The organism is Roseibium sp., assembly GCF_025698965.1.
In the GTDB taxonomy this organism is placed as follows: domain Bacteria; phylum Pseudomonadota; class Alphaproteobacteria; order Rhizobiales; family Stappiaceae; genus Roseibium.
The window spans coordinates 1-11,194 of sequence record NZ_JAILWL010000194.1 but is presented as its reverse complement, the minus strand read 5'-3'; the positions used below and the strand labels follow the sequence as shown (position 1 = coordinate 11,194).

Genomic DNA, 11,194 nt, shown 5'->3' with positions numbered 1-11,194 from the left:
CACCACTCCGAAAGCCCCGAAAACCGAGCCCGTACCGGCTTCTCTTGAAAAAACGCCCTCAGAGCCTGTTGTTTCAGAACCGCCGATGAAAGCACCAGAGGTCAAGGCCGAGCCGGTATCTGCGGATGAACCGTCAAAATCGGACGATAATCCTGCACCTGCGGTAAAGCCAATGTCGCGACCCTTCCAGCCCCGCGAACGCCCTTCTTATGGCCGGCATTCCATCACGCCTCCGGCCTCCGGCCCCGCGGCACGTGCAAAAACGGCGCTCGCGAAACCTGTCGAACAGGAAACCTCGGACAAGAAGATTGAACCCAATTTGGGAGTTCCAGCAACGAAGGATCACCAGGGCGCAGACAACAGCAGCCCAGCTCCTGTCATCGCGCGGGATGAGACTGCACTGACTTCAGACGATCGTTCTCCTATAGCTGTTTCGTCGGAAGGTCCTTCCCTTTCAACCGCTTCGGTTGCAGACACATCCACGGAGACCGCAGGTACACTCGGGGGCGCCGCTGCCCCTGAAGTTGAAATTCCGAAAACCGTGGAAGCAAGCAGCTCGGAAGCCTCGATTGCCGAAGCAGATGCAGCAGCCCCCCCTCCCTTGCAAGGTGACACTTCTGGAGACTTTGGCTTGTCCGACATTGTGGAAGACGCGGCTGAAAAGTCTCAAGACGAATCCACAACCTCCGAGGACGTCTCTTCGAAGGACGAACAGACGCCGGACAAGGCCCATTCTCCAAAACAGGAGCAACAAGCCAAAGCCGCTGCCCCGGCGCTGGCAAACAAGAACCCGATTGAAGACGAAATGGCGAAACTTCTGGACGAATTGGGCGGGCAACCAAACTGATGACACATGGGGTGCGCTCGGTGCAGTGGTACCGGCTGGCAAGTTTCGCGATCGCATTTGCGACCGTCCTGGCAGCATTTGTCGCTCCGGCGATGGCTCAGGAAATCTCTGTCGGCTTCGGTGATGATGCCAGTTTGACGGAGCGTGCCGTCCAGCTGGTCGTTCTCCTGACGGTGCTTTCGCTTGCGCCTTCAATTCTGGTGATGGTCACAAGCTTCACTCGTATCGTTGTGGTGCTTTCGCTGCTCAGATCCGCAATCGGTTTGCAGACCGCGCCACCGAACATGGTCATGGTCAGCCTGGCGCTTTTCCTCTCAGCCTTCATTATGATGCCCACCTTGCAGGCAGCTTATGACGCTGGTGTCCAGCCGCTTGTCGACGGTGACATTGAATTCAACCAGGCCTATGAGCGCGCGTCAGAACCCTTTCGCGGTTTCATGTTGTCCCAGGTCCGCGAAAAGGACCTGGCTTTGTTCCAGGAGCTGTCGGGGCAGGATGCCCCCGAAGGGCCGGATGATCTGTCCATGGCGACACTGGTTCCGGCCTTCATGATCTCCGAGCTGCGACGGGCGTTTGAAATTGGCTTTCTGTTGTATCTTCCCTTTCTGATCATCGATCTTGTGATCGCGTCCGTTCTGATGTCCATGGGCATGATGATGTTGCCGCCGGTGGTGATTTCGCTGCCGTTCAAACTCATTTTCTTCGTGCTTGTCGACGGTTGGAACCTTGTCGCGGGGTCGTTGGTAAAAAGTTTCGGTGGCGGATAGGCGCTTTCCAAGAACCTGCAATCATTGAGACAGAGACCAAAAAGCCTGCTGGATCGAGTGTCGACTATGTCCAGTGCCTTGATCAGATACTGAGGGAATTCCGGCATTGACTGTGGCTCGCTGCGGAAGAAACAGTTGGTAACGCTTCTCTTTTTCAGAAGACTAAAAGTAGAAGAAAATTAAGATAGCCGTGTCATTGTTGAAACGTGACGCTTAGGGCGTACGCGCCCTTATACTTATAGTGGTAAATCGTGATACGAGAACAACTTGAACAACTTGCCCGGATCAAAGAACCGGAGGCAAGATCAAAGCTCATCCGAACGCTCGTCGGGGAATATGCGCGGTCTGAGGACCATGAGCCGACAGAGATGGAACGCGAGCTCTTTTCAAGGATCGTTCTTTCCGTATTCGACCAGCTGGACCGCGAAGCCAGATATGAACTCGTGGTCCGTCTCGCAAAAACCGACCGAATTATTTCAGATCTCGCGGACCGACTTGCCGAGGAAGACTACGAACTGTCGGAACCCGTGATCGAATGCTCTCCGATGATGAGCCCAAAAGCGCTGATGAACCTGGCCAAATCAGGCGGCAATGACAAGCGGCTCTCGGTCGCGCGCCGGCCGGACCTGAGTGAAGAGATCACCGACACACTGATCGCTCGCAGCAGCCGGAACGTCGTTCATGCCATGCTGGACAATCCGGCTGCCGTATTCTCAGTCAAAGCCATGCTGGCCCTCCTGATTTTCGCAAACACAGAGATCGAAGTCCTCTCCGGAATCGCCAAACGCGCTCTCCAGGACGAGGATTTCCTCGAGACCCAGCGATACATTCTTGAAACAAACTGCCCGCTCATTCCTGCGCCGCTCAAACGAGCTCTTGAAGAAGGCGACCTGAGCAAGCTTGCCAACGCAATCGACGGCCTGGAACGTGAGGGCGATATTGAACTGGACGGAGTGTCTTATTCACGACACGAAGCCAGCATCCAGATCGCCAATGGTGAGCTTTCCTTTGACGCAATCTTGCGCACGCTCTTTGAAGAAGAACGGATCGATGCCGCCATCTGGCTGATCAGCCGCAAGATCAATCTTGCCGACGACGTTGTTGCCGATACGCTGAAATCCGATGCGGACGGTGCAATCATGCGATTGATGCTGCAAACCGGCATTCATGAAAAGACGTACCGGGATTTCCTGAAAGCCCGTTGCGAATGGCTGGACCGCAGTACCAGAACCATCCCGGAACTTGTCATGCGCTACAAGGCGGAAATGAAGAAACCGGGCCGCGCGGCAATCAGTACAGATCTGAAGGTCGCCGCGACTTAACCAGCAGCGTCTCCCACCGCACCACCGACCGCAGCCTGATCCGGGTTCCGGCTGGGCGACATGTATTGACGGCGGTATTCCTTCAGGAATGTCTCAAGTGAATCCACGTCTGCCAGGCGATTGGCGACTTCCAGGAATTCTACGCCCCGCGCATCGACCGGACGGGTGACAATCTCGAACGCAAAAGCTTCAGGACTATCGGCCATTTTGTTCGTGTACTTGGTCTGCAGCCGCTCCAGGCTCAGCTGATCGCCGGCGAGCGAATATGCAATGCCCGCCCGCAGGATGTCACGTCTTTCAAGTTCATCCAGCGGAATGTTGTCGGACCAGCGCGAACCATGCATGGCTTCAAGCTGTTCACCGGCATCGCGCCAGCTTTCAGCCGCCCAGAAGGTATCTGCCCTCAGGCGATCAACATCTGTGCCACGCATGTTGCGCACCAGTTCCAGCGCCAGGTCCGGGCGGCCGCTTTCGGTGAGCGCCCGCGCCTCAACAATATTCCGCTGCCGCTCCAATGTGGAAGGAAGGCTGGCCTGCCGCGTGCGGTTCAGAACCCTCAGAGCCTCTTCAGCTTTTCTATCCATCAGGTAGATTGCAGCAAGATCCGACGCGATCTGTGCCCGCGCCGCCCCTTTCAGACGGTTGTCCACCTGATGGCGCAGAAGTTCGGTTGCCTGGTCAAGCAAGTCTACCTCTACCAATCGCTTGGCAAGCAGACGAACCATCTCGTCCCCCTGACGGCCAATCGGCGTCAACTCGCGAAAGTCGTAGTAGAGCGCCAGCGCTTTTACCGGCTGCATTTCATCCGCTTTACCATCGAGGAACAACGCATTGAAAAGACCGTTCATCTCTTCCTGCAACAACCGCGTTGTGTCGGATTCCGGATCAGCCTGTACCGCCGATTTCATAGCTTCGAAAGCTTCGCGGTATTGTCCGCGTTCGGCGTAAAGCTGAGCCAGAAAGCGCAACGTTCTCAATTCGATTTCGTCTCCGCGCCAGGACGTCGCGAGACTGGCGAGCCGGTCAATCGCCTGATCCACGGTGAGTTCGCCATCCCTGAAGCGAATTCTCAGTGCGCGGTATTCGGCTTCTGCAGCCCTCGGCCGGTCATCCGAGCGCGTCACAAGATCGAACACCGTCAGCGCTTCCTGGGAGCGTCCCGATGCATCGGCAACGCGTCCACGCAAAATATCGTAGCGTGCTGCCTGCGCCTTGGTGACTTCACTCGGTTCAATTTCAGCAAGCATGCTGTTGGCAATACCAAAGTCATTCACTTCCACCATCGCCTGGGCAGCAGCGAGCTTGAATTCGGTCTGAATGGCCGTTGGGTAATTGCCAACAACCGCCCGCCCTCGCGGGGTCGCAATGCGCGCAGGTGTCCAGTTACCAAGTTTGACGTCGACAATGGTCTGCCAGATCGCCGCGTCCGGACTGTTCTTCAGATCCGGCCGATTCAAGTGGTCGTAAGCTTCGTCCGGTCTCCCCGCCATGGTCTGGGCAGCGCCCATCATCAGGTTAAAGGAGCTGTCTTCCGCAAGTGCCGGTTCTTCTTCCAGCGCAAGCGTCATCAGACCCAGGGCTTCCTGTGCAAACTGATGCGCCAGGTAAAACCGTGACAGTGCGATCAGAGGCTTACGGCGTTTGCCTTCCGGGGCTCTCGACAGACGCTCCTGCAACTCCAGAAGCCGGGATCGATAGCTGCCGGGGCCTTCCGTGCTCAACGATACGAACTCGACGTAACCGGAGTTTTCAGGATCGACGATCGTGCTCAAGGTCCCCGTTCCGCCGCGCAGATGCCTATTCGACAGAGCCAGACCGCCGGGGCGCTCAATAAGAACGTCATCACCCAGTATGTTCATCTTGACGCCATCTGACTTGGCTGCAATCGCCAGGCCCTGCGCAGAACTCAAAGCATCGAGATCGACAAATTTCTGAGGCTTCAACAACCCGCGCGGCGGTCCGAACCCCGTAATCAGTGAAATCGTGTCACCAACAAATGGATCTGTGACCTCACGAATGTTTTGCGGATCCTGATAAAGAATACGCAAGACTGATCCACCATCCCCACGCATTGTCCGTTCCAACTGAAGTGGTATGGAAGGTTCCAGGATCATGTCCCCGATCACCAGTGACCAGGCATTGCCGTCCACGCCGACAGTCGCAAGAACCGGGTCATTCAGATCCAGGCGCAGGATCTGATAATCGTCGAACTGCTGAACGTTGATCGTATCGGCTGTTTCCGCCAGTGCGGAAATCATGCCTCTCGTATCGATTGTGGCATCGGTGTCGAAGACCAGCCAGAGGCTGTCGTTGCGCCGAAAGACCGCGGACGAAACAGGTTCCGAGAACGGAAACACGACCCGAACCGTATTTCCGATCCTCCGGGCCTCAGCTGAAACGAAGTTGCGCACCTCGGCAGCAAAGCTCGCAGGGGGCTGCTCCGGCGACGGTGGCAGTTGATCAAGGTCACGTCCACCTTGTGCACGCCAGGCGTCTTGATCGTTGCCTGCCCGGTTGGGAAGCTGAATGCCTTCCGGAACGCCGCTTCCACCGATGGACGGTGTGTTTTCGATCTGGACCGGATCCGCCTTAAGGGGAACCGGTGACTGCGGATCGGCCGTCACGTTCTCAACCGGCTTCAAGGTTGGTATTCCATTGCTGCCCGGCTCCGTCGGCTGGACCTGATCCTGGGCTCCGCCGATTTGCTGCTTGGAAAAGTCGAGCATCGGTGCATTGCGGACAATGCCGTCATCCGCCGGTGCAACATCCGTCAATGGCAACGCACCGGGAGATGCTTGCGCAATCTCGACTTCGTTCGAAGCGGGGGGCTGTTCTGAAGGGCCTTGTGGAACGGATGTCGAGATAGCCGACGTGATCAGGCCATCAACTCCAGCTTCACTGAGTGCTTCTGCTCCAGCAGAAGCCGCAAGCACCTCGGGAGCCGGAAGCGTCTCGACCGAAGGCACCGACGGAATATCATTCTCAGAAACAGGGGCCGTCGCAAGTTCGATTGCAGGATCACCGGAGAATCCATTTTCTTCAGCCGGCAAATTCGCCTGCGCCTCTACGGCAGCGCCAGGTTTCAGCCGTGGAACCATTGCCAACTGCTGACCGCCTGCAGCAGCCGATCCTGCCTCCGGAGAGGGATCGGCAGGTAACAAAGCTGCTGTTTGCTGTTCTGTATCAACCAAGTGCCGGGTGACACTCACCGGTTCCGAGACCGCAGGTGCCCTCGCCTCTTCGTCGTTATTCTCCTGACCGATCGGCAGGATTGTGTATGCCGGAGACTCGTCCGCGCGGCTTTCCTTCAGTATGCCTCCTCCGACGGCAGAGGATGTGCTGGAAGGCGGTAGTCCGCGGGGATTCTTCACTTCCCGCGTATCACGCAACCCCGGAGACGTGATCATGTCCTTGCGGTTTTCGTTATCCGCGACCGACAGTTCCTTGTTGATCAGAGCATTTGCCGGATCGTTGACCTCCATATTCTCTGGCGTCACATCGATCACGTAAGTCTGCTCTTCCCGGAAAGCGCGGATGTCGACGGAAGGCTCGACCCGCATCAGAAATTTCAGCTTCCCCTTGTCCAGGAATGATGTCGCATCAATCACCCCTTGAGGCAGATGAGCGCGCAAATGAGAAATGTCGAGCTGCGCCGGATGATTGAAGGTCAATTTGATGATGTCGTTTTCCCGAACGAATGCGGTATCGAACTTGATTGACCAATCGAAAACGAGACGTGTGAATGTGGGATGCTCTCCCACATGAAGGCTGACCTCGGGCCCCTCCTGGGCTTTCAGGCGTGCCTGCTCGAGAGCCCGCACCTTGCGCATCGCGGCTTCCGCCCGTTTTGCCAGATCGCGAACAACATCGTCAGGCAACCCTGGCGGCAAACCCTGCCAGCTCATCGGCAGAATATCGACAAACAGCTTTTCTCCAGCCTCGAGAGTGTTGATCTGAAACTGGTTCTTCAAGGCAAACCGGATTGCGCTGCCGTCCGGATCCCGGCGCGCGATCGTGACATATTCTCCCAGATCAAGCGGGACGTCATCGACATTGATGTCAATCGGTTCTTCAAAGGAAATTCTCAAAACACCGCCAGTAATAACGGCGTCGTAGATCGGCAAAAGCGTACGATCCTTGAAGGTCAGCACGATCCGGCCATAACCTTCTTCCGGATAGACATCGAGATCCACCGGCTCCAACGTCTGGGCGTAGGAGTGCGTCGGGACAGCCAGGGAAAGGAAGACAGCGCTCAGCCAGACAGCGGCGAACCGGCGCACCAACACGCCCTTGCAGAATTTCTCTGCAGGCTTGCAACTTTTTCCAATATTCAGGAATAGTCCCGGCAAGTTGTTCAGTCCTCGGATGGCACCAACACTCTATTGTTAGTTTGGTGTTCTTAACGTGCCCTTACGCGTTCCCGATAAATCCGCCCTTTTCTCTTAGTTTGACGGGATTTTCGGCAGCGTGTTCTGCGCCGGTGCCTGCATCGGTTGCATTTGTTGGACGGGTGCAGAAGTGTTGCTTGCTATCGCCACTGTCAGGTTTTCGGCCGCCTCGGGTGACATTCTGGCCAACACATCTGCCATTTTTCTCGGATTCATCTGCCGTACGACCTTCAAAAGGATAGGAAGGCTCAGCCGGTCAAAAATACGGGCAGCGTCCTTGGGCTTCATGCTTTCATACATCGTCACAAGGCCGGCGATTTCGTTTTCTTCCTGCTTTTTCTTCTCTTCAACCGCTGCTTCTATCCGCTCTTCCAGCTTCTTCAGCTCGTCCACGCGCTTTTGAATGCGTTCCTCAGTTGCCTGAAGCAGTTTCTCGCGCAGGTCCAGTTGACCTTCTTGCGCCTGCAGGTTTTCCCGCCGCCTGCCAAGACTTTCCAGAACAGCACGTTCCGCGGCCGAACCGCCAATTTCCAGACTGTCGGGAAGAACCGGTTGTTCAGGCAAATCACCCCCGGAAGGTGGCAATGGACTGTCGCCCGTTGCCATATCCACCGGAGCCTGTCCGTCGGCCTGGGTTTCCTGGGCAACTGCGCCATTGATAGGAAGATTGGTGCTGTCCGGCCCCATCGTGAGGCCGAGCAGTTTCAACGCGAGCAAGGCACTCGCCGAAATTCCCAACAATGGCAACAGTCTCAAATTCATGCAGCAGCACCATTACGTTTGCGGAATTGTTCCAGCCGGGCAGTCGCCTCCGCTGCGGCACTGCGTATGTCTGACGCCCGACTGCTGCGTTTGCGCTCCGGCTCCACCACCGGCGCATGCGGTTGCTGCGCGCTCACGTAACCCGCAGCGCTAGGCGCATACACAGGATTTTCTGCTGCAGGCTGCGCCGGATACCGTTCGGTTCGCACCGGCGCTTCCCGATGTGCCGAGGCAGACCGCGCGGCTTCGGCAATCTGGGTAATCCTGATAAAGATTTTTTCGCCCTCACCGACCTGGTCAGCCAGCGTTTGGGACATGGTTTCAGCTTGCTTCAGGCGCCCGCCAAGGGTCTTGTCCGCTTCAGCCGCTGTTGTCTTCAACCCCAAAATGGCGCGCTCGGCAATCTCCGTGGCGGTCATCAGTTCCGAAATCGTTGCCCGTAACACTTCCTCATCGGCCCTGAGACGCTGTAGACGCCTGTTCAGCATCCAGCAGTAACCGATCGTGATCAGCAACAGAACCGCGACCAACCCTTCAATGATCATTCCGAGTGGCAAAGTGCTCATGGTTGCTCCATTTCGTTTTGCATGGCGCGCTCGAAAGCAGCCAGGGTCATTTTCGGCTTGCGCAAGTTCTTTGCGACTCGAATGGCAATGGAATCCTCGACTTTGCCGAGCGTCCCTTCGGTCAAAGGCACATTGCCGCATTTGATCGTCACCGGATCGGCCGGATCGACATCGAACACCAGCGTCTGCCCGACGCCCAGGCTCAAGACCCGTCCGAGCGGCAGATAAGTCTCGTGCAGCACCGCATCGACTTCGATTTCCGCTGCATGGATTTCGGTTGCCAAATGACCTTCCCAGATCGGATCCCGACCGAACTTTTCGCCCATGAACATCTGGAGCAGCAGATCGCGGATCGGCTCCAGTGTTGCATATGGCATCATGATTTCGACGGAGCCGCCACGGTCTTCCATGTCGATACGCAACTCGACAAGGATGGCTGCATTGGCCGGCCGGGAAATTGCAGCGAAGCGGGGGTTTGTCTCGAGACGTTCAAGGTTGAAATGAACAGGAGACAAGGGCGCAAACGCATGTTCGGCATCCTGAAGGATCAACGACACCATTTGCTGAACGAGACCAGTTTCGATCGTTGTGTAAGGTCGCCCCTCGACACGCACCGCAGACGTTCCGCGCCCACCGCCGAGAAGAACGTCGATGATTGAATAGATCAGGCTCGACTCGACCGTGATCAAACCGAAACCATCCCATTCCTCCGCTTTGAAGACGCCCAGAATTGCCGGCAGGGGAATGGAATTGAGGTAATCACCGAAACGAACGGAACTTATTGAATCCAGCGACACTTCGACATTGTCGGAAGTGAAATTGCGCAACGAGGTCGTGGTCAGGCGAACCAAGCGGTCAAAGACGATCTCGAGCATCGGCAGACGCTCGTAGGAAACCATCGCCGAGTTGATGAGCGCACGAATACCGCTCTGATCACCCGCAATCGTATCCTCGATGTTGAAACCGAGGAGGTTGTCGATTTCTTCCTGGTTGAGAACGCGATCGGCACCGCGAGTGGCGTTTTCAAGATCCGGCTCGCTGTCGTCGATCATGGCGGCCCATTGGGCCGCCATATCGTCGGAGCTTCCCGCCCCCTGCTCCTCAAGAGCCGCGCCCCAGGCTGCAGCTAGATCCTCGTCGTCATCGCCTCCGGCGCCTTGCTCGGCCAGAGCGGCGCCCCACGCATCCGCCATGTCCTCTTCGGACAGGTCGTCATCTTCGTCGACGTTTGCCATTCACACCATCACTGTACAAGGATTTCCTTGAACAGGACCCCCTCAACCTTCGCCGGGTAAACCGACAAATTGATCCGCCTGAGCAATTCTTCCTTCAGACGGAACAGACCGGCGGACCCTTCCAGGTCCGCGGGGCGCAATTCGCGCAGATAGATCTGGAATGCATCCAGAATGCGCGGCAGAAACGGTTGGATCTGCTCGATCATCGCCCTGTTTTCGACTTCCAGCGCAATCCTAACCTTGAGGTAGGTCGTGCGTCCGTCCGTCGCCAAATTAACCGTCATCTCCGGCAGGTCGTAAAACACAACCGGTTTTTGAACCTCTACAAGTGTGTCCGAACCATCTGGTGAAGGGAGTGAGGTCTCGGGGCCCATCAGAAAATAATAAGCAGCCCCACCGGCCCCGAGCAGAACTACCAGACCGATGCCGCCAAACAGAAACAGCTTCTTCTTGCCGCCACCAGCAGACCGTTCAGCCTTTTCGGCATCATCATCAGCTGCGGCATTCTCGTCGGCCATTCCGCACTCCGCTTCAGTTAGCGCACGCGCGCTAATTATTACTAAAGAGTTAATGGTTAACGAATGGTTACCAGCCCGTTAACGCGAGTCACCCGGCAAAAATTGCCAAGTGGTTAACTTCTGCCGGAATCTCTTGCCGCACGCATCCTCCCCCTTTGGTTTTTAACCAGATATCCCAAGGATTTATAAACTGGCACGCCCTGTGCATTAACCTTAACGAGCCCGTTGGTCTGGGGAGATTGGCTGGCTCATCGGGGAGCAAAGGGAACCGTTCATATGGAGAACGCTCAGCTAGTTGCCTTATCCAGGCAATCGATTTTGCGGAATCATCTCGACGTGATCGCCAACAACATGGCGAACATCAATACGAGCGGATTCAAATCGCAAAACATGCATTTCATCGAACACCTCATGCCGATTGCCAACGGCACGGCATTCCAACCGCAGGACCGTGACATTTCCTACGTGGACATGTTCACCACACGGACGAATTTCGATCACGGCTCGATCAAGCTGACGGAAAACGATTTCGACCTCGCCCTGAACAGCGAAGGCTTCTTTGTTGTTCAGATGGAAGACGGAACTGAGGCCTATACGCGAAACGGGGCTTTCCGGCTGGATTCGACCGGTCAGCTGATTTCCGCTGATGGCCGTCCTGTCATGACCGACACCGGTCCCATCAGCTTCTCACGTGAAGACGGGTTGGTTGAGATTGCATCCGACGGCACCATCGCCACTCAACTTGGCATTCGCGGCAAGATCCGTGTGGCTGATTTCGCTGATATCCGC

8 protein-coding genes and 1 pseudogene are annotated in these 11,194 nt (G+C 56.3%); 4 read left to right on the top strand and 5 right to left on the bottom strand.

Features of this window, described 5'->3' with window-relative positions:
• From K5905_RS16450 to K5905_RS16440, 3 genes and pseudogenes are all read left to right on the top strand, one after another.
• Window positions 1–847 (top strand): annotated as a pseudogene (locus K5905_RS16450) (hypothetical protein); the annotation flags it as partial.
• A gap of 92 nt (window positions 848–939) precedes the next feature.
• On the top strand, window positions 940–1,614 hold the full coding sequence (gene fliP, locus K5905_RS16445) for a flagellar type III secretion system pore protein FliP (protein ID WP_297585811.1): 675 nt from the start codon (window positions 940–942) through the stop codon (window positions 1,612–1,614).
• A 251-nt stretch (window positions 1,615–1,865) separates the two neighbouring features.
• A complete protein-coding gene (locus K5905_RS16440) occupies window positions 1,866–2,936 on the top strand; it encodes a DUF2336 domain-containing protein (RefSeq protein WP_297585807.1) in 1,071 nt (356 codons plus the stop codon).
• On the opposite strand, the gene K5905_RS16435 is transcribed toward K5905_RS16440, so the two are convergent.
• From K5905_RS16435 to K5905_RS16415, 5 genes are all read right to left on the bottom strand, one after another.
• Window positions 2,933–7,216, bottom strand: coding sequence for a hypothetical protein (locus tag K5905_RS16435; RefSeq protein WP_297585805.1), 4,284 nt, complete (start codon window positions 7,214–7,216; stop codon window positions 2,933–2,935). The genes K5905_RS16440 and K5905_RS16435 overlap by 4 nt on opposite strands.
• A gap of 162 nt (window positions 7,217–7,378) precedes the next feature.
• The gene (locus tag K5905_RS16430) at window positions 7,379–8,086 is read right to left on the bottom strand and encodes a hypothetical protein (protein ID WP_297585803.1); all 708 of its coding nucleotides are present in this window, start codon (window positions 8,084–8,086) and stop codon (window positions 7,379–7,381) included.
• Entirely contained in the window at window positions 8,083–8,652 is a 570-nt protein-coding gene (locus K5905_RS16425; RefSeq protein ID WP_297585801.1) for a DUF6468 domain-containing protein, read from the bottom strand. Before K5905_RS16425 ends, K5905_RS16430 begins: the two co-directional genes overlap by 4 nt.
• A complete protein-coding gene (gene fliM / locus K5905_RS16420) occupies window positions 8,649–9,845 on the bottom strand; it encodes a flagellar motor switch protein FliM (RefSeq protein ID WP_297585809.1) in 1,197 nt (398 codons plus the stop codon). Before fliM ends, K5905_RS16425 begins: the two co-directional genes overlap by 4 nt.
• 50 nt (window positions 9,846–9,895) lie before the next feature.
• Entirely contained in the window at window positions 9,896–10,405 is a 510-nt protein-coding gene (locus tag K5905_RS16415) for a flagellar basal body-associated FliL family protein (protein WP_297585799.1), read from the bottom strand.
• A gap of 276 nt (window positions 10,406–10,681) precedes the next feature.
• Here K5905_RS16415 and K5905_RS16410 point away from each other — a divergent pair.
• A partial coding sequence (locus K5905_RS16410; protein WP_297585797.1) for a flagellar hook-basal body complex protein occupies window positions 10,682–11,194 on the top strand: 513 nt, incomplete at its 3' end.

What these genes read in the sequence shown, in the direction of transcription:
- K5905_RS16425 (WP_297585801.1), bottom strand. Translation starts at nt 8,652, where the DNA reads ATGAGCACTTTGCCACTCGGAATGATCATTGAAGGGTTGGTCGCGGTT.
- K5905_RS16415 (WP_297585799.1), bottom strand. Translation starts at nt 10,405, where the DNA reads ATGGCCGACGAGAATGCCGCAGCTGATGATGATGCCGAAAAGGCTGAA.
- fliP (WP_297585811.1), top strand. Translation starts at nt 940, where the DNA reads ATGGCTCAGGAAATCTCTGTCGGCTTCGGTGATGATGCCAGTTTGACG.
- fliM (WP_297585809.1), bottom strand. Translation starts at nt 9,845, where the DNA reads ATGGCGGATGCGTGGGGCGCCGCTCTGGCCGAGCAAGGCGCCGGAGGC.
- K5905_RS16430 (WP_297585803.1), bottom strand. Translation starts at nt 8,086, where the DNA reads ATGAATTTGAGACTGTTGCCATTGTTGGGAATTTCGGCGAGTGCCTTG.